Raw genomic sequence first — 17,293 nt, 5'->3', positions numbered from 1 at the left:
CCCCGGCGCCGTCGACGCCGGCGACCACCATTTTTTGTACCACGCCGTCGCAGTAGCGCCCATGTCCAACAGCTCCGACCGACTGGGACAGCTGCTCGTGATCGCGGGCGTGACGTTGTTCGCGCTGCTCGCGGGCTGGCTGCTGTTCGTGGAGTTCGCCGCGGATCTCGCGGACCTGCTCGGCATCCTCCTCGTGTTGCTCCTCGGCGCCGCCGCCGTCCGCTTCGCCTCCGGGCTGGCGGCGAGCCAGTTCCCGACGTACAACGTCGCCGAGGTCGGCGTCGAGGGGCCGATCACCCGCGACGGCGGCGGCAGCAACCCCGTCCCGACCGGTCCCGTGGGGGCGACCGCCGACGAGATCGCCGAACAGATCGACAACGCGGACGAGGACCCCGCCGTCGACGCGCTGCTGGTCAAACTCAACACCCCCGGCGGCGAGGTGGTCCCCAGCGAGGACATCCGCAACGCCGCGGAGTCGTTTGACGGCCCGACGATCGCCTACGCGACCGACGTGTGTGCCAGCGGCGGCTACTGGATCGCCGCCGGCTGTGACGAGATCTGGGCCAGGGAGCCCTCCGTCGTCGGCTCGATCGGCGTGATCGGCTCCCGCCCGAACGTCGCCGACCTCGCGGACCGGCTCGGGGTGAGCTACGAGCAGTTCACCGCCGGCGAGTACAAGGACGCCGGCACTCCCCTGAAGGAGATCGAGGAGGACGAACGCGAGTACCTCCAGGGGATCATCGACGGGCTGTACGACCGCTTCGTCGACCGCGTCGCCGAGGGCCGCGCGCTGGAGGAGAGCGAGATCCGCGACACCGAGGCCCGGATCTACCTGGGCGACGAGGCCGCCGAGATGGGGCTCGTCGACGAGATCGGCAGCCGGGAGGACGTGACCGACCGCCTCGAGGACGAGCTCGGCGAGGAAGTGAGCGTCCGCGAGTTCGAGCCCCAGCGCGGCCCGCTGGCTCGCGTGGGCATGGGCGCCCGCGCGGTGGCGTACGCCTTCGGCGCCGGGATCGCCAGCCGCGTCGACGCCGACGGGCTGGGGTTCCAGTTCCGGGCGTGATCGACCGCCGGGAGCCGCAGCCGGCCGCCGGGACCTGACCAGAAGCTTAACGTCCCGGGGCCCGTCCCTCCGCGCGTGAGCACGCTGGTCCTCTGTGTGGACCGCTCGAACGACGTCGGCGCCAAGACGGGCGCGTCGATGCCGGTGGCCGGCTGGGAGGCGGTCCGCTCGCTCGTCACGGACGTGGGGCTGGCAGACCCCGAGGACGCGAGCGTCAACTGTCTGCTCGAGGCGCTCAGGGTCACCCGGGATCTGACCGACAGCGGCGACGACGCCACCGTCGCGGTGGTCTCCGGCGGCGCCGACTCCCGCGTCAACGCCGACCGCGCGATCGCCCGCCAGATCGACGACCTGCTGGAGCGCTACTCGCCGGACTCCGCCATCGTCGTCGTCGACAGCGCCGAGGACGAGCGCGTCGTCCCCATCGTCGAGTCACGCGTCGGCGTCGACGGCGTCGACCGCGTCGTCGTCCGGCAGGCGCGGGACATCGAGTCGACGTACTACCTGCTGAAGCAGTTTCTCGGCGACGAGGAGATGCGGAAGACGGTGCTCGTCCCCCTGGGCGTCGCCCTCCTCGTGCTGCCGGCGCTGGCGATCCAGTTCTCGCCGGAGATCGCGATGGCCGGGCTCGCGTCGCTGCTGGGCGCCGTGTTGCTGTTCAAGGGGCTCGCCATCGACGACCGCCTGGAGAACACCCCAGAACAGGTTCGCGAGGCGCTCTACTCGGGGCAGGTGTCTGTCGTCACGTACGCCGTCGGCGTCGGGCTGGCGCTCGTCGGCGCCTTCCTCGGCGGGCTCTCGGCGACCGAGGCGGGCGCGACCCGGCGGTGATCCGGTTCGTCCTGTTCGTCTACGACGCGGTGCCGTGGCTGGCGCTGGCGGCGCTGACGGCCTCCGCCGGCCGGGTGGTCGACGAACGGCTCCGCGACGAGCGACTCACCTCGCCCGTGTTGAACCTCCCGTTCGGCATCGTCGCCGTCGGGCTGGTGATCCGCGGGTTCGCGGGCTACTTCCTCGAACAGCAGGCGGACATCCCCCACCTGACGCTCTCGCTTCTGAGCGTCGAGATCACGTTCCAGCCGGGCCAGCGCCTGCTCGGCTTCATCGTCGCGGGGATCGTCGTCTCGCTGGTCGGCGTCCGCGTCGCGTCACAGGTCACCGAGGACGTCGAAGAGGAGAACGTCGCCGGCGAGGAGTCCGACGGCGACCCCGAGCAGTCCTAGAACTGACCGGAGCTCGAGGCGGTCGAGCTACTCTCCTGCGGGCGGATCACGTCGGCCAGCGTCACGACGCCGCCGAGCAGCCAGCCGAGCGGGACCGCGATCCCGAACCACATCGCGACGTACGCCGGCCCTTCCAGGGCGAACCGGTCGCGGATGAGCTGGTTCAGCCCGCCGACCGTCAGCACGTTGTCGAGGATCCAGATCGCGAGGTTGGTCGAGCCCGTGAGCACGCCAGCCAGCGCGGGGGAGTACAGCGCAGCCACGACCGGCGGGAGGAACAGCGCGGTCATCGCCGCCGGGTAGGCGAGCAGCACGCTGGTCAGCCGGCCGCCGCGACGGGAGAGCACGAACGCGAGCCCGGCCGAGACTGTCGCGACGCCGCCGGCGGCGCCGACGGCGATCAGCCCGTTCGTCGAGAACTGTCTGACCCAGGCGCCGACGGTCAGCAGCCCCCACGTGACCGCGGCGAGGCCGACGACGCCGACGATCCCCAGCCGCGTCGTCGCGGAGTCGAGCTTGGTCGCGTAGTAGCGCGTCGCGAAGCCGAGCAGGAGGAGCGGGTAGCCGATCACGACCAGCGGAATCCCGACGGCGGCCCACGCGTAGTACGCCGCCTTCTGGGGGCCGGTTTCGGGCTCCCAGCGGCCGAGCACGCTGCTGGGGTCGAGCTGTCTGGGGAACGCCAGCTCCATCCACGTCGCGTGGAGGCGCGCGACGTCGATTCGGATCGCGTCGATCAGGCCGGTTCTTTGCCCTTGCATTGAGCGAGTAGAGCAGTCCCGCCGAAGTGAAAGTTGCGGTGCGGCGAACGCCTAACAAATGACGCCCGTCAGACATCGTCGCTCGATCCGGTTCCCGCGTTCGCGCGAGACGCCCGGGCCGTATTTGGGGTCACACGATCACGGCAAGGGGCTCCTGCAGCGACCCATCGGTCGCTGCAGGTCGCGCGCCGTGATCGGGTTACTCCGACAGGCGCTCGCGGGCGAACTTCGCGAGCAGCGGCACGTCGCTCAGCCGCAGGAGCTTCCGCATCGCGCCGAGGTTGCCGGCGTTGACCTTCGCCAGCGTCTCCTCCTCGGTGTCGTTGAGGTCGGCCATCAGCTTGTCGTAGCGGGAGTTGGGCGCGAGGTACAGCAGCTCCGTCATCAGCAGGCGCTCGCGCATCCGCGGGGCGACCTCGCTGTGCCAGAGCTTGTTGTACACCGCCATCGCCGACGCGAGGTGTCCGGCTCCTCGGGTGTGAGACAGCGGTCGGCCGTCGTCGCCGCCACGCGGCCGGACTGCATCCCCTTGTGGATCCCCTCGCCCCAGAGCGGGTCGATGGTGGGGACGGTGTCGCCGATCGCCATGAAGCTGTCAGTGGTCAGGTCGCCCGGCGTCTGGATGTGCGCCGAGCCGCGGTGGACTTTCCCCTCCAGCCGCTCGGCGTCCTCGAAGCGCGGGTCGGTGTCGAGCCAGTACTGGAGGTAGTCGTCGATGCTCATCCCCTCCTTCCCGTGACGGCGGTGGCTGTCGTTCTGGATGTAGCAGAGCCCGACTTTCGCCTCGTCGCCGCCGGTGTGGAAGATCCACGAGTAGCCGCCGGGCGCGAGGTCGTGATCCAGCCGCAGCATCATCGAGTCCGTCAGGTCGGCGTAGTCGGGGTGGTCGATATCGATCCCCGCCATCTCGTACTCGACGCCGATGGCCTGCTTCTCGCGTTCGAGGTCGCTGACGCCGAGATCCTTCGCCAGCGGCGCCGCGGGGCCGGTGGCGTCGACGATGATGTCGCCGTACACCTCCTCGTCGCCGTTGTAGCGGACGCCGACCGGCTTGCCGTCCTCGGTGATCGGCCGGGAGACGCGGGCGTCGAACCACACCTCGGCGCCCTTCTCGCGGGCGTCGGCGACGAGCCACTGTTTGAACTCGGCGAACTCCAGCACGGCCCCGGGCTGGTTCTGGACGTAGTGGTGGCTCGGTGACTCGAGCACGACGTCGTCGGTGTAGTTCATCACCACGTCGTCAGGGACGCCGAAGGACGCCATCATCGACGGGAACGTGCCGGCGGTCGACTTGTTGCTCTGACGCGGGAACTCGTCCTCCGACTCCAGTTCCAGGAGGACGACCTCGTAGCCTCGCTGGGCGAGGTCGCGAGCGCACTGTGCGCCCGCCGGGCCCGCCCCCGCGATGACCACGTCAAAACGCTCGGACATGAACAGACGAAGCGGCGTGTGCGTAATGAGTGTTGCTAACTCCGGAGTGGCCGAGCCAAGGGCGCAGTCGGTCGGTTTCCGTCGGCTCGCCGGGGTCGGATTACGCTCACGCGCTCAGAGCGCGTCGACGACGTTCAGGTAGCCGCTGCCGTAGTACGCCTTCCCGTACTCCTCGGGCACGTCGGCGGCGTTCTCCAGTGCGGAACGGACCTGGTTCGCGTTGTAGTCGGGGTTCGCGCTCTTGACCAGCGCCGCGGCGCCGGCGACCTGCGGTGCGGCCATGGAGGTGCCGGCCGACCAGAAGTACGCGCGATAGACCCCCGCGATGTCCGACGGCTCCGCGGGCTCGATCTCGCCGTCGTCGTCATCGTCGACGGGCAGGAACTCCCCTTCCTCGTTGACGAAGAACGAGCCCGGGCTCAAAACGTAGTCAAAGGTCGACGACCCCTCGCCGTAGTTCCCGCCCGGCGCGGCCAGGTCGACCGCGTTCGTACCGTAGTTCGTGTACGCGGCCGGCGTGTCTGCCGGCGCCGCCGGATCCACGCCGGGGGCGAACCCGACCGGCCCGGTCGCGGCGACGGAGAGCACCCCCGCGGACTCGTTCGGGAGGCTGATCACGCCGCCGTCGTGCTGCAGGTCGGCGCCGTCGTTGCCGGCTGCGGCGACCACCAGCGTCCCCTGCTTCTTCGCGTAGTTCATGGTCTTGTTCAGGACGCCGCCGTAGAAGCTCCCGAGCCCCTCCCGCGGGATGGGGTAGCCACCCAGCGAGAGGTTCGCCACGTCGCAGTCCGTCCGAACCGCCTGGACGACCGCCGCGACGACGGCGGAGAACGCGCCGTTGACCCCGCCGAAGTCGGAGAACACGCGGAAGTCGACGAGGTCGGCGCCGGGCGCGGTGCCCGCGACGCCGGCCTCGCCCGCCGTGTCCGCCCCCGCGATGCCGGCGACGTGGCTGCCGTGGTAGCCGCCGCCGGGGACGCCGGCGCCGAGCCCATCGCCGGTGAAGTCCCGCGAGCGCTCTATGTCGACCGTCAGGTCCGGATGACCGGCGTCGACGCCGCTGTCGATGATCCCGATTCGGGTCCCTTCGCCCTTCGTCGTCTCGTGGGCCGTCGGCACGTCGAGGTCCTGCTTGTCCCACTGGTAGGGGTAGTACTCGTCGTCGGCAGCGTCGTCTTCCCGCTCCTGGCTGTCGACCGGATCGACGAACTCCAGCTCCACGTCGGGCGCGAACGACTGCACTGCGCCGTCATCCTCCAGTTCCGCCTCGCTGCCTCGCACGACCGCATAACCGATCTCCGGGAGGTCGTGGAGCACCTCGGCGTCGATGGAGCGCTCGCCGCGGCGCTTCACGATGAACCGCTCCGTGGACGCCGCGGCGACGACGCCGCCGAACCCCGAGAGCCCCAGCGCCGCGCCGCTCAGTTTCGCGAACTGTCGCCGACCGAGTGATGGGTCTGTCGTGTCGTCAGTCATTGTGAGATACTCACACGGAGTGAGTGGTCGAGTTCCGCCCCAGAAGACAGTTAAAACTACTGAAACCTGAAAGAACGTAGAAAGCGTGGAAACGGGACGGCCGGCTCAGTAGAACTCGCGGACGAGGTCCGTCGCGTCCTCCGGGGCGCCGTCGGGGATCTCGGTCATGTCCTCGGTGACGCCGTGGGCCTCGTGGTAGGGGACGGAGTCCTCGTTCTGGTAGAGGATCCCCTGGTACTCGCTGCTGCCGTCCATGATGCGGTCCTTCGCCTCGTCGAAGTCCGAGGCGTCGTGGTCGGTCTCCGCGAGATCCGTGAGGTTGTCGCGGAAGTAGTCGTACGTGTCCGTGTCGTTGAACGTGACACACGGCGAGAACACGTTGACGAAGCCGAACCCGTCGTGCTCGATGGCCGCCTGGACCAGCTCCGCGTGGCGCTGGGCGTCGGAGGCGAACGACTGGGCGATGAACGTCCCGCCCGCCGAGAGCGCGAGCGCGAGGGGGTTGACCGGCGGCTGCTTCGGCCCCTCGGGCGTCGTCGACGTCTCGAAGTCCTCGCGCGAGGTCGGCGACGCCTGGCCCTTGGTGAGCCCGTAGATGCGGTTGTCCATCACGACGTAGCTCATGTCGACGTTCCGGCGCACCGCGTGGATGAAGTGGCCCGAACCGATCGAGTAGCCGTCGCCGTCGCCGCCCGCGACCATCACTTCGAGGTCGGGGTTGGCCATCTTCACGCCCGTGCCCACGGGGAGCGCGCGGCCGTGGACGCCGTGGAGCGCGTAGCTGTGCATGTACGTGCCGATCTTGCCCGAACAGCCGATGCCGGCGACGACGAACGTGTTGTCGGGGTCGTTCCCCGTGTTCGCCAGCGCCTTCATCATGCCGTTCATCGTCCCGAAGTCGCCGCAGCCGGGACACCAGGTGGGCTGCTTGTCAGATTTGAAGTCGATGAATCGAACGTCGCTGCTCATTGGAGCACCTCCGTGATCTCTTCGGCGAGCTCGTCCGCTTTGAACCCGACGCCGTTGTACTTGTTCACCCGATCCACGCGCTCGAGCGTGTCGTGCTCCAGCACGTCCGCGAACTGCCCGGTCGCGTTACACTCGACGACGACGACCTGCTCGGCGTCCTCGACCGCGTCGGTGAGGTCCGGCCGCGGGAACAGGTATGGCACCGAGAGGAACCGGAACTCGGGGGCGTCGTCGTCCATCAGGTCCATCGCCTCGACGATGGTCCCCTCGTTGGACCCCCACGAGACGACGAGGTTGTCCGCGTCGGCGTTGCCGAACTCGCGCGGACTCCAGTCCTCGCGCTCCTTCGCGGTCTCGACTTTCCGCTGGCGCTTCTGGACCTGCTCGACGCGGATCTCCGTGTCCTCGGTCCGTCGGCCGAGCTCGTTGTGCTCGAGCCCGGTGGACATGTGGGCGCCGTCGGTCGTGCCCGGCAGCGCGCGCGGGCTGATGCCGTCCTCGGTGGCGGCGTGGGCGCGGAAGCGCCCCTCGTCGTCGAGCCACTCGTCGATCTCGTCCTCGTCGACGATCTTCCCGCGGTCGATCTCGACCGCGTCCATGTCGAACGCCTCCGGGGGGAACGTCTGCTCGGTGACCGCCATCTCGAGGTCGGCGATCAGGTAGACGGGCGTCTGGTACTTCTCGGCGAGGTTGAACGCCTCGACGGTCTTCCAGAACGCCTCCGAGATCGTCGTCGGCGCCAGCACGAACCGCGGGATCTCGCCGTGGCCGCCGAACAGGGCCATGTTGAGGTCGCCCTGCTCCTGCTTGGTCGGCATCCCCGTCGAGGGGCCCGAGCGCATCACGTCACAGATGACCAGCGGCGTCTCGCTCTGGGCGACGAGCCCGAACGTCTCGGCCATCAGGTCGATCCCGGGGCCGGAGGTCGCGGTCATGGATCGTGCGCCAGCGCGGGCCGCGCCCAGCGCCATGTTGATCGCCGAGAGCTCGTCCTCGGCCTGCACGACGTGGCCGCCGTAGCGTTCGAGGCGGCCGGTCAGGTACTCCATCACGTCGGTCGCCGGCGTGATGGGGTAGCCCGAGTAGAACCGGCAGCCGGCCGCGATGGCGCCCATCCCGATCGCCTCGTCGCCGTTGATAAGGACGTAGTCCTCGTCGGTGGTCTCGAGCTCGTACTCGAACTCGTCGCTCTCGGTCGCGTAGTTCTCCGCGACGTACTCGGCGCCGAGCTCGGCGGCCGTCTTGTTGTTCTCGACGATCGACTGCCCCTTGTCGCTGAAGCGCTTCTCCAGCGAGGAGCCGAGATGTTCGATCGGGAAGTCGGTGACCTCACACGCCGCGCCGAGGGCGACGATGTTGCGCATGATGGCGCCGCCGGCCTCCTCGGCCAGCGACTTGAGGGGCACGTCCATCCCGACCATCCCGTCGGGGATCTCGAGGTCCTGCATCGACGTGCGCTCGCCGTCGTAGACGATCACCGACCCCTCGTGGAGCTCGTCGATGTTCTCGTCGACGGTGCGCTGGGTCAGCGCGATCAGTACGTCCAGTCGGTCGACGGTGCTCTCGACCTGGTCGACGGAGGTCCGAACTTTGTACGCCGTATACCCGCCGCGGATACGGGAGGCGAAATCCTTCGAGGTGAACACGTGTCGACCGGCCCGGGAGAGTGCTCGCGCGAAGATCTTCCCGGTCGAGTCGATGCCATCGCCGGCTTCGCCGCCGATGGCCCAGTTGAAGTCCGCAGGCATGCTGGCACGAACTACCCCCGGCGCCCGCAAAAGCCTTCTGAAGCGCCGGGTCAATCGGTCAGTTACGACCGTGTACAACCGGCAAAAGCTGACCGTTCGTGTCGAAACCGCCTCGGCCGAAGGGAAGCGGCTTTCCCCGCCGAGACGGAACCTCGCGACATGGACGCCACCGTCGTCGACCGCGAGCCGGTCGGCCCCGACACGTTCACGCTGACGTTCGAGACGCCCGAGGGGTTCGAGGGGCTCGCCGGCCAGTTCGTTCGCCTCTCCGCCGAGCGCTCCGGCGAGAGCTACGCCCGGTTCTACACGCTCTCCTCGCCGGACACCGAGGACACGTTCGAGATCACCGTCGAGGTCGCCGACGAGGGCGGCCCGTTCAGCGACTACCTCGACGACCTCTCCCCAGGCGACGAGATCGCCGTCGCCGGCCCGTACGGCGACGAATACTACGACGGCGAGGCGCGCGCGGTCGTGCTCGCGGGCGGGCCGGGCGTCGGCGCCGCCGTCGCGATCGCCGAGGCCGCGGTCGCCAACGACGCCGAGGCCGCCGTCGTCTACCAGTACGACGACGAACCGGCTCACACGGCGCGACTCGACGCGCTCGTCGACGCCGGCGCCGACGTGATTACGCTCGCGGACGGCGACGAGTTCGACGCCGCGGTCGCCGACGCGCTGACGAACTCCGAGGGCGAGGGCGTGTTCGTCTACGGATTCGCCGAGTTCGTCGACGCGGCGACCGCGGCTATCGAGGCCGCGGGCGGCGACCCCGACGGCGCGAAAGTCGAGAACTTCGGGTAGCTCGGGGTCGGGACCGAACCAAAGTATTCACTATCGGGCGTCTACAACCCGGGTGTATGGATAACGACGACGCCCTTTCTCGCCGCTCGTTCCTCCGGGCAGGAACCGTCGGCGCCGCGACGGCGGCGGCAGCCGGGACCGCGGCGGCACAGGAGGGGACCGAAACGGCGACCCCGACCGGCACGTCCAACGGCACGGCCACCGGGACGGCGACGGGCAACGAGACCGCGACCGGAACCAGCACCGGTGGCGGCGGCGGTGGCGGTGGCGGCACGACCCACACCGTCGACATGACCGACGACCTGATCTTCGACCCCGACTCGATCACGGTCGCGGTCGGCGACACGATCGTCTGGGAGAACGTCGGCTCGGTCGGCCACAGCGTCACCGCCTACGAGGAGGATATCCCGGACGGCGCCGAGTTCTGGGCGTCGGGCGGCTTCGACAACGAGCAGGCCGCGCGGGACAACTACCCCGACCAGGGTGACGTCCCCGGCGGCGAGAGCTACGAGCACACGTTCGAGACGGTCGGCACGCACGAGTACTTCTGTATCCCCCACGAGGGCGTGGGGATGGTGGGCACCGTCGAGGTCGTCGAGGAGCTCGAACCGACCGAGGCCGCCGGCGGCGGCGGCCCCGCGGTGCCCGACAGCGCGAAGACGCTGGGGGTCGGCGCCGCCTTCGCGATGGTGGCGACGCTGCTGATCGCGTTCTTCTTCCTGAAGTACGGCGGCGACAGCCCCGGCCACGACGCCGAGTAGGCTACAGCAGGCCGCCGCCCCTGAGGCTCTCGTAGCAGTTCAGGTACGTGCCCAGCACGGCGTCGTGGTCGAACTGCTCGAAGGAGTCGTCGTACTCGCGACGCGGGACGGCCCCGGCCTCGCTGATCACGTCGGCCAGCTCCTCCGGGCTCGTCACCCGCCGCCCGCGGTCGACGCCCTCGACCAGCTCGTGGGCGCTGGAGTCGGCCTGGTACTCGACGACGCCGAGACAGCCACACGCTAGCGCCCGGAGGAGCTCGGTCGCGAACACCTCCGCGGAGGCGGTCTGGGCGAACACGTGGGCGCCTTTGTAGATGCTCACGCGCTCGCGCTCGGCGAGCGAGCCGGTGAACGTGATCCGGTCGTCGATCCGGAGGTCGCGCGCGGCGGCCTCGATCGCCTCGCGCTCGGGGCCGTCGCCGACGATCGCCGCCGACCAGTCCTGTCGCCGTCGCTCGGCGAGCGCGAGCAGCAGCGTACTGACGTTCGCGTTTTCGTCCAGCCGGCGGGCGTACACCACGTCGAACCGGTCGTCCGTCGGCGCCTCCCGGATCAGCTCCACGTCGATGCTCTCGGGGACGATCCGGACCGCCCCGTCGTCGGCGCCGTGTTCGCGGACGCGCGTGCGGACCAGTTCCGAGGGGGTCGTCACCAGGTCCGCGCCCGACGCGGCCCGGGGTTCGCTCCCCGGGTCGGTGGGGCCGTCGCCGAACCAGTCGACGAGCACGGGCGTCCGGAGCAGCGTCCCGACTTTCTCGGCGACGGCGACGTGTCGCGGGGGCCCGTGGACCGCGTGGATCACGTCGGCGCCGGCGCGCCACAGCGCGGCAGGGAGCTTCGCGGCGAACGCTCCGGCCGCGGGCTCGGCGGTCACCCGGCGGTACTCGATCCCCTCGTGTTCGAACGTCGGGACGGCGTCGCCGCCCCACCACTGCGAACAGAGAAACGTCACGTCGTGGCCGCGGTCGGCCAGCGTGCGGGCGGTCCGCTGCGCTCGCTCCAGCCCCCGTCGGTCGACGTGGTGGGCGGTCTCCATGGAGACGAACGCGATGTGCACGCGGAGTGGTTGCTTCCCGGGGGGTAAAAACTGCCCCGACTCAGTTCGCGGCCGCCGCCCGCCGCAGGCAGTCACCGGTAGCTAAGTAAGGGGCGAACGGCTAGTAGGGGTAATGGCAAACTCGACTTCGGAGAACGACGGCGCCAACGGCACCACGGAGGAAGAGGAGTACTACGCCAACCGCCTCCTGCTCATCACCCTGCTGTGGCTGGTGCTGGTGCTGGGCGCCGGCGTGGTGATGATCTACTTCCTATAGAAGCGGCTCTCGTCGGTGCAGTACGGCAGCGACCACGCTGTTCGTTGGTTACGACGCGATTACGGCGGAGTGTTCGAAGTCGAGACACGGAGGTCTCGACGGAACTTCGCCACGGTGGTCACAACACGACTGCGGCAGAGTATCAGTCGCCGACGCCCGGAGGCGTCGGCAGGATTTCGCCGCGTCGGTCAGAGCATCCCCTGCGCTTCGAGCCCCTCCATCACGTCGTCGACGAGCGACTCCACGTCGTCGTAGGGGAACTCCTGCTCGCCGCCGAGCTTCGCGGCCAGCTCCATCGCCGTGAACGACACGTCGCCGGCTTCGAACTTCGTGCTCGGCCCCTGGGGGAGCGCGGGCACGAGATCCATCTGGCTGTCGACCGGGAAGTCGGCGCCCTCGAAGGCGTCGGTGAGCTGTGCACGGAGTTCGCGTTCGGTTTCCTCGTCGGCCATACACCCCAATGCCGCCGAAGGTCGGATAAGCGTTTCCGAAACGTGGGAGAACGTCACACCGGTTCCCGCCCGGTTGAGAACCCGCGTCGATGGCCGGAACCGCCCGGTTTTAGGTCGCAGGGCCGGAGCTACCGCCATGGCGTTCGAGTTCGACTTCGACCTGCTGCGAGACCTGACAGAGACCAGCGGCGTCCCCGGCTACGAGGACCGCGTGCGCGAACTCGCGCGCGACGAGCTAGAGGCCAACACCGACCACGTCCGCACCGACGCGATGGGGAACGTCGTCGGCACGATCGAGGGCGACGCGGACTACTCCGTCGCCGTCGCGGCCCACATGGACGAGATCGGGTTCATGGTCAAACACATCACCGACGACGGGTTCCTCAAACTCGACGCGCTCGGCGGCTGGGACGCGCGCGTGCTCCGCGCCCAGCGCGTGACCGTCCACGGCGAGGAGGACGTCACCGGCGTGTTCGGCTCGGTCCCGCCGCACACGCTGGACGACGCCGAGGAGGGCGAGGAGGAGGTCGGCGATCGCGTCGTCGACCTCGGCCGCGACGCCGAGGCGGTCGAGGAGCTCGTCAGCGTCGGCGACGTGGTCACGATGAACCAGTCGACGATCGAGATGGGCGACTCGGTCACCGGGAAGGCGCTCGACGACCGGGTCTGCCTGTTCGCGATGCTCGAGGCCGCCCGCGAGATCGAGAACCCCGACGCGACGATCCACTTCTGTGCGACCGTCCAGGAGGAGGTCGGCATCCGCGGCGCGACCGCGCTGGGCGTCGACGTCGACCCCGACCTCGCGATCGCGCTCGACGTGACGATCGCGAGCGACATCCCGGGCGTCAGCGAGGACAAACACGTCACCTCGCTGGGCGACGGGACGGCGATCAAGCTGAAGGACAGCTCGGTCATCACGACGCCGAAGGTCCACAAGCGACTGCGCTCGGTCGCCGAGGCCGAGGGGATCGACCACCAGCTCGAGGTGCTCCCCTCTGGCGGCACGGACACGGCCGGGTTCCAGAACACCAACGGCGCGATCCCCGTCGGCGCCATCTCGATCCCGACGCGCTACCTCCACACCGTCACCGAGACGGCGAACGGCGACGACATCCGCGCCACGATCGACCTGCTGACCGCGTTCCTCGAGAGCGAGGACGGCGCCCACGACTACTCGCTGTAGCCGACTGCGGCACGCGACCCGATCCAGCCCCCGTGCTGGATCGTCGGAGCTGTTGCCGCAGTCGTGTCGAACCCTCCTCGGCACGCGACCCGATCCAGCCTCCGGGCTGGATCGTCGGAGCTGTTGCCGCAGTCGTGTGTACCCAACTCCGGCACGCGACCACATCCAGCCTCCGTGCAGGAACGTCTGCGTCGAGGTTCGGCCCCGTTGGACGCCGGTTCCTACTGGGTGGGATTTTCCGACACCGACTCCTAAGAGGAAACCCCTTTCCTACGTAGGGTCGAACCAGCACCAACTCGACCGAGAGAGATACTGATGAAGGAGCACGAGTACGTCTGTCAGGAATGCGGGCAGCAGATCGAGGTCAACGCACCGATGCGTGAGGCCATCCTCGACAACGGCTGTCCGGTCTGCTCGGCGCCCGCACGGGCCGACGATTTTTGCGATCAGTAATCAGGCGTCTCGGTCGACCTCGGTACGCCGACCCGTCAGTTTCGTCGTCGCGAACTCGTACAGGCGGATGTCGAGATCCTCCTTGGGCTCGCCCCAGATCTCGAACAGCGGTCGCTTGGCGTGGCCGTACTGCTCGATCTGGTCGACGGAGAGCTCGCTCGGGTCGATCTCGCTGAGCCGCCCCTCGGCGACGACGCTGCGGTACACTTCCTCGCCCTCGTCGCCGTAGACGACGAAGCGGGCGGGGGTGTCGGCCTCCAGGAACCGGCGTTTCTCGCTCTCCGGCGTCGAGACCAGCCGGAAGTAGAACGACGATCGCTCCGCGTCGTAACCGTACGAAACCGGCGCCGCGTACGGGTCGTCGCCCTGGGCGAGCGAAAGTACCCCCGTCTCGTTCTCTCCGAGAAACGCGTCCGTCTCCGCACGCGTCATCTCGGTCTCTCGGGCGAGTGGCATCCTTACCCCGACCCAACAGAGCGTCCGGTTAATCCATTACGGTTGGCGCAGCAGAGCCGATCGCCCGCCGGCTACCCGTCGTCGAACACGTCCCCGAACAGCTTTCGCTGGGCGGCGGTGAGGTGTTCGGCGAACGTCGACTGGGAGATGCCCAGTTCCGCGGCGAGTTCGGTGGCGTTGGCCCCTCTGGGGCGCTCGAAGTACCCCCGATCGTACGCCGTCCGGAGCACCTCCTGCTGGCGGTCCGTCAGCTTCCCGCAGTTGACGAACCGGCGGTCCTCCGGACTCCCGGACAGCGGCGGCTGCAGGAGCTGCTGGACGTCCATCGACGGGAACCGCTCGCGCAGCGCGGCGGTCACGTCCTGGAGCTGCTCGAACGTCTCGGCGTGGAAGACGACGGTGAGCTCCGTAGGCGAAGCGAGGAACCGATGGATCGGGCAGTCGAACTGGCCTAGACAGGTGCACGGACAGTCGCCCGCGTGTTCGACCCGGTACACGTCGGCGCTCCCGTAGGAGAACACCGGCTCGGCGTCCGCGACCGGCTCGACCTGCTCCCCCGAGCACTGGCTCGGACTGCCGTCGACGGCGTCGGCGCCCGACTCGGGCCGCGACGCGTCGTCGACGAGGAACTCCGTCACGGCCGCCCCACTGGTGGCGACGCTGGTGGCGACGCTGTCGATCTCGGCGTCGGCCGCCGCCGAGAACCGCGCGACCGAACAGCCCGCCGGGGTATCGAACGTGACGGTCGCCCGGATACCGGAGCTCATGTGTGTCACAACCGTATCGTGTTCGAACCCTCTTGAGTGCGGTGGTCCCCCGACTGTCGCCGGTTGCTTATAAACCACCCCCAATATCCGTGCTCCACGCTTGTGGGGAACGGGCCCCCACGGTAGAGTATGAGCTACGCTGTCTCCGCGTCGCAGAACCAGCGCCCGGGCACCGATTCTGAGGAAGTCATCCGTGCCGAGAGCGAGATCACCGACCTGCTCGCCGCGCTCGACGATCCGGACTGCCGGTCCGTCCTCGAAGTCACCGGCGAGGAGCCGCTGTCGGCGAAAGACATCGTCGAGCGCTGTGAGATCCCGTCGTCGACGGCGTACCGCAAGATCGAGCGGCTGGTCGACCTCGGCCTCCTCGAGGAGGGGATCCGGATCCGCAGCTCCGGGAAGCACGCCAGCGAGTACCGTCGCTGTGTCGACGGCGTCGAACTCTCCATCGGCGACGACGGGACCGAGCTCCGCGTCGTCGGCTGCGAGCAGTAGCTCTCGGGGTTCTGTATCGCTGGTAACGGTTTATTTCCGTTCGCGATCGGGTTTTTCGCCTTTCGCTACCCGAACCCTTCATAATCGTTCCGGCGAAACCCTTGGCTATGTACGACGAGGAGGATCTCGCGGAGATACGCGAGTCCCGCGAGGAGTGGGAGGCGGAGACGCTCGACCCGACCCTCGACGCCTACGGGGAACGGAAGGACCGGTTCGCGACCGTCTCGAACCTCGAGGTCGACCGGCTGTACGACCCGAGCGACGTCGCGGGCCTGGACTACGAGGAGGATCTGGGCAACCCCGGCGAGTTCCCGTTCACGCGGGGGCCGTACCCGACGATGTACCGCGGCCGCACGTGGACGATGCGGCAGTTCGCGGGCTTCGGCTCCGCCGAGGACACCAACGAGCGCTTCCACTACCTGATCGAGGAGGGCCAGACCGGGCTCTCGACGGCGTTCGACATGCCGTCGCTGATGGGGATCGACTCCGACGACCCGATGGCGCTCGGGGAAGTCGGGAAGGAGGGCGTCGCCGTCGACACGCTGCGGGACATGGAGATCCTGTTCGACGGGATCGACGTCGGCGAGGTGTCGACCTCGTTCACGATCAACCCCTCGGCGCCCGTGATCTACGCGATGTACCTCGCGCTGGCCGACCAGCAGGGCGTCCCCCGCGAGGAGGTGCGCGGCACCCTCCAGAACGACATGCTGAAGGAGTTCATCGCTCAGAAGGAGTGGGTGATCCCCCCCGAGCCGTCGCTGGATATCGTCACTGACACGATCGAGTTCGCGGCAGCGGAGACGCCGAAGTTCAGCCCGGTGTCGATCTCGGGTTACCACATCCGCGAGGCCGGCTCGACGGCGGTGCAGGAGCTCGCGTTCACCCTCGCCGACGGGTTCGCGTACGTCGAGGACTGCCTCGACCGCGGGATGGACGTCGACGAGTTCGCGCCCCAGCTCAGCTTCTTCTTCAACTCCCACAACTCCATCTTCGAGGAGGTCGCGAAGTTCCGCGCCGCGCGGCGCATCTACGCGCGGGTGATGGACGAGTGGTACGACGCCGAGGCCGACGAGTCCAAGCAGCTGAAGTTCCACACCCAGACGGCCGGCCAGTCGCTGACCGCTCAGCAGCCCCTCAACAACATCGTCCGGGTGACGATCCAGGCGCTCGCGGGCGTGTTCGGCGGCACGCAGAGCCTCCACACCAACTCCTACGACGAGGCGCTGGCGCTGCCCAGCGAGGAGGCGGTCCGGGTCGCCCTCCGCACGCAGCAGATCATCGCCGAGGAGTCCGGCGCCGCCGACAGCGTCGACCCGCTGGCGGGCTCGTTCATGGTCGAGAGCCTCACCGACGAGGTCGAGGAGGAAGCGATGGAGTACATCGAGACGATCAAGGAGATGGGCGACGGCTCGGTCCGCGACGGCGTCCTCACCGGCATCGAGGAGGGGTACTTCCACCGCGAGATCCAGGAGGCCTCCTACGAGTACCAGGAGCGCGTCGAGGACGAGGAGGAGGTCGTCGTCGGCGTCAACAAGTACGTCTCCGACGAGGACACCTCGCCCGAGGTGCTGAAGGTCGACGAGGAGGTCGCCGAACACCAGCGCGAGCGCCTCGCCTCCGTAAAGGAGGAGCGCGACGACGCGGCCGTCGAGGCCGCGCTCGACGACCTGCAGGACGCCATCGACGCCGACGAGAACGTGATGCCCGCCATCGTCACCGCGGTGAAGGCGTACGCGACGATGGGCGAGATCATGGACGTGTTCGAGGCCGAGTACGGCGAGTATCGCGAGAAGATCGGCCTGGCCTGATCGACCCGCGACCGCGCGATTTCCCGCCGCCGGCGGTGGGGTTTATGGCTGCAGAGACACACAGTAGTCCTGACTATGTCGGACGATGACACAGAACTCGAAGCCCGGCTCGAAGCGCAGGACAGCTTCGAGC

Annotated in this window: 16 protein-coding genes and 2 pseudogenes; 9 read left to right on the top strand and 9 right to left on the bottom strand. The window is 68.7% G+C overall.

The genetic code is table 11. The features are described 5' to 3' along the window. The first annotated feature begins 61 nt into the window (after positions 1–61). Positions 62–1,066 (top strand): signal peptide peptidase SppA, encoded by a 1,005-nt coding sequence (gene sppA / locus ACP95_RS10785; RefSeq protein WP_049981213.1) that lies wholly within the window; start codon positions 62–64, stop codon positions 1,064–1,066. Between the two features lie 75 nt (positions 1,067–1,141). Beyond that, a pseudogene (locus tag ACP95_RS10780) lies at positions 1,142–2,289 on the top strand (DUF373 family protein). Here the strand turns inward: ACP95_RS10780 and ACP95_RS10775 are convergent. The 5 genes and pseudogenes from ACP95_RS10775 to ACP95_RS10755 all read right to left on the bottom strand — a co-directional run bounded on the left by ACP95_RS10775 (position 2,286) and on the right by ACP95_RS10755 (position 8,674). Beyond that, positions 2,286–3,050, bottom strand: coding sequence for a hypothetical protein (locus ACP95_RS10775; RefSeq protein ID WP_049981212.1), 765 nt, complete (start codon positions 3,048–3,050; stop codon positions 2,286–2,288). The pseudogene ACP95_RS10780 and the gene ACP95_RS10775 overlap by 4 nt on opposite strands. Before the next feature lie 199 nt (positions 3,051–3,249). Beyond that, a pseudogene (locus tag ACP95_RS10770) lies at positions 3,250–4,481 on the bottom strand (digeranylgeranylglycerophospholipid reductase). A 114-nt stretch (positions 4,482–4,595) separates the two neighbouring features. After that, the gene (locus tag ACP95_RS10765; RefSeq protein ID WP_082224663.1) at positions 4,596–5,957 is read right to left on the bottom strand and encodes a S8 family serine peptidase; all 1,362 of its coding nucleotides are present in this window, start codon (positions 5,955–5,957) and stop codon (positions 4,596–4,598) included. 105 nt (positions 5,958–6,062) lie between these two features. Further along, positions 6,063–6,926, bottom strand: coding sequence for a 2-oxoacid:ferredoxin oxidoreductase subunit beta (locus ACP95_RS10760; RefSeq protein WP_049981211.1), 864 nt, complete (start codon positions 6,924–6,926; stop codon positions 6,063–6,065). Continuing rightward, the gene (locus ACP95_RS10755) at positions 6,923–8,674 is read right to left on the bottom strand and encodes a 2-oxoacid:acceptor oxidoreductase subunit alpha (RefSeq protein ID WP_049981210.1); all 1,752 of its coding nucleotides are present in this window, start codon (positions 8,672–8,674) and stop codon (positions 6,923–6,925) included. The genes ACP95_RS10760 and ACP95_RS10755 overlap by 4 nt, the downstream gene beginning before the upstream one ends. A gap of 159 nt (positions 8,675–8,833) precedes the next feature. On the opposite strand from ACP95_RS10755, the gene ACP95_RS10750 reads away from it, so the two are divergent. Both ACP95_RS10750 and ACP95_RS10745 read left to right on the top strand, forming a co-directional pair. Then, positions 8,834–9,472, top strand: coding sequence for an FAD-dependent oxidoreductase (locus ACP95_RS10750; RefSeq protein WP_049981209.1), 639 nt, complete (start codon positions 8,834–8,836; stop codon positions 9,470–9,472). A gap of 56 nt (positions 9,473–9,528) precedes the next feature. Further along, entirely contained in the window at positions 9,529–10,233 is a 705-nt protein-coding gene (locus ACP95_RS10745; protein ID WP_049981208.1) for a plastocyanin/azurin family copper-binding protein, read from the top strand. A 1-nt stretch (position 10,234) separates the two neighbouring features. Here the strand turns inward: ACP95_RS10745 and ACP95_RS10740 are convergent, their stop codons facing one another. Further along, positions 10,235–11,290, bottom strand: a complete 1,056-nt coding sequence (locus ACP95_RS10740) for a glycosyltransferase (RefSeq protein ID WP_049981207.1) — start codon at positions 11,288–11,290, stop codon at positions 10,235–10,237. 112 nt (positions 11,291–11,402) lie between these two features. On the opposite strand from ACP95_RS10740, the gene ACP95_RS15780 reads away from it, so the two are divergent. Next, positions 11,403–11,546, top strand: coding sequence for a hypothetical protein (locus ACP95_RS15780; protein WP_154018527.1), 144 nt, complete (start codon positions 11,403–11,405; stop codon positions 11,544–11,546). A 188-nt stretch (positions 11,547–11,734) separates the two neighbouring features. Here the strand turns inward: ACP95_RS15780 and ACP95_RS10735 are convergent, their stop codons facing one another. Then, positions 11,735–11,998: an MTH865 family protein gene (locus ACP95_RS10735; RefSeq protein ID WP_049981206.1), complete on the bottom strand. Its 264-nt coding sequence runs from the start codon at positions 11,996–11,998 to the stop codon at positions 11,735–11,737. A gap of 136 nt (positions 11,999–12,134) precedes the next feature. Here ACP95_RS10735 and ACP95_RS10730 point away from each other — a divergent pair, with 136 nt between their 5' ends. Beyond that, entirely contained in the window at positions 12,135–13,181 is a 1,047-nt protein-coding gene (locus tag ACP95_RS10730; RefSeq protein ID WP_049981205.1) for a M42 family metallopeptidase, read from the top strand. A gap of 315 nt (positions 13,182–13,496) precedes the next feature. After that, entirely contained in the window at positions 13,497–13,634 is a 138-nt protein-coding gene (locus ACP95_RS10725; RefSeq protein WP_049981204.1) for a DUF7560 family zinc ribbon protein, read from the top strand. On the opposite strand, the gene ACP95_RS10720 is transcribed toward ACP95_RS10725, so the two are convergent. Both ACP95_RS10720 and ACP95_RS10715 read right to left on the bottom strand, forming a co-directional pair. Next, positions 13,635–14,090: a pyridoxamine 5'-phosphate oxidase family protein gene (locus ACP95_RS10720; RefSeq protein WP_049981203.1), complete on the bottom strand. Its 456-nt coding sequence runs from the start codon at positions 14,088–14,090 to the stop codon at positions 13,635–13,637. A gap of 71 nt (positions 14,091–14,161) precedes the next feature. Further along, positions 14,162–14,857: a helix-turn-helix domain-containing protein gene (locus ACP95_RS10715; protein WP_049981202.1), complete on the bottom strand. Its 696-nt coding sequence runs from the start codon at positions 14,855–14,857 to the stop codon at positions 14,162–14,164. Between the two features lie 129 nt (positions 14,858–14,986). On the opposite strand from ACP95_RS10715, the gene ACP95_RS10710 reads away from it, so the two are divergent. Next, a complete protein-coding gene (locus tag ACP95_RS10710; RefSeq protein ID WP_049981201.1) occupies positions 14,987–15,352 on the top strand; it encodes a winged helix-turn-helix domain-containing protein in 366 nt (121 codons plus the stop codon). A gap of 107 nt (positions 15,353–15,459) precedes the next feature. Next, entirely contained in the window at positions 15,460–17,160 is a 1,701-nt protein-coding gene (locus ACP95_RS10705; protein WP_049981200.1) for an acyl-CoA mutase large subunit family protein, read from the top strand. Positions 17,161–17,293 lie beyond the last annotated feature (133 nt).

The organism is Halolamina rubra, from assembly GCF_000739555.1.
In the GTDB taxonomy this organism is placed as follows: domain Archaea; phylum Halobacteriota; class Halobacteria; order Halobacteriales; family Haloferacaceae; genus Halolamina; species Halolamina rubra.
Note: the sequence above shows the minus strand (reverse complement) of the source record. Positions and strands in the feature narration are given on the sequence as shown.

Coding starts and splice junctions, on each gene's coding strand:
- ACP95_RS10750 (WP_049981209.1), top strand. CDS start 8,834: ATGGACGCCACCGTCGTCGACCGCGAGCCGGTCGGCCCCGACACGTTC.
- ACP95_RS10760 (WP_049981211.1), bottom strand. CDS start 6,926: ATGAGCAGCGACGTTCGATTCATCGACTTCAAATCTGACAAGCAGCCC.
- sppA (WP_049981213.1), top strand. CDS start 62: ATGTCCAACAGCTCCGACCGACTGGGACAGCTGCTCGTGATCGCGGGC.
- ACP95_RS10755 (WP_049981210.1), bottom strand. CDS start 8,674: ATGCCTGCGGACTTCAACTGGGCCATCGGCGGCGAAGCCGGCGATGGC.
- ACP95_RS10715 (WP_049981202.1), bottom strand. CDS start 14,857: ATGAGCTCCGGTATCCGGGCGACCGTCACGTTCGATACCCCGGCGGGC.
- ACP95_RS10710 (WP_049981201.1), top strand. CDS start 14,987: ATGAGCTACGCTGTCTCCGCGTCGCAGAACCAGCGCCCGGGCACCGAT.
- ACP95_RS10720 (WP_049981203.1), bottom strand. CDS start 14,090: ATGCCACTCGCCCGAGAGACCGAGATGACGCGTGCGGAGACGGACGCG.
- ACP95_RS10725 (WP_049981204.1), top strand. CDS start 13,497: ATGAAGGAGCACGAGTACGTCTGTCAGGAATGCGGGCAGCAGATCGAG.
- ACP95_RS10745 (WP_049981208.1), top strand. CDS start 9,529: ATGGATAACGACGACGCCCTTTCTCGCCGCTCGTTCCTCCGGGCAGGA.
- ACP95_RS15780 (WP_154018527.1), top strand. CDS start 11,403: ATGGCAAACTCGACTTCGGAGAACGACGGCGCCAACGGCACCACGGAG.
- ACP95_RS10735 (WP_049981206.1), bottom strand. CDS start 11,998: ATGGCCGACGAGGAAACCGAACGCGAACTCCGTGCACAGCTCACCGAC.
- ACP95_RS10730 (WP_049981205.1), top strand. CDS start 12,135: ATGGCGTTCGAGTTCGACTTCGACCTGCTGCGAGACCTGACAGAGACC.
- ACP95_RS10765 (WP_082224663.1), bottom strand. CDS start 5,957: ATGACTGACGACACGACAGACCCATCACTCGGTCGGCGACAGTTCGCG.
- ACP95_RS10705 (WP_049981200.1), top strand. CDS start 15,460: ATGTACGACGAGGAGGATCTCGCGGAGATACGCGAGTCCCGCGAGGAG.
- ACP95_RS10775 (WP_049981212.1), bottom strand. CDS start 3,050: ATGCAAGGGCAAAGAACCGGCCTGATCGACGCGATCCGAATCGACGTC.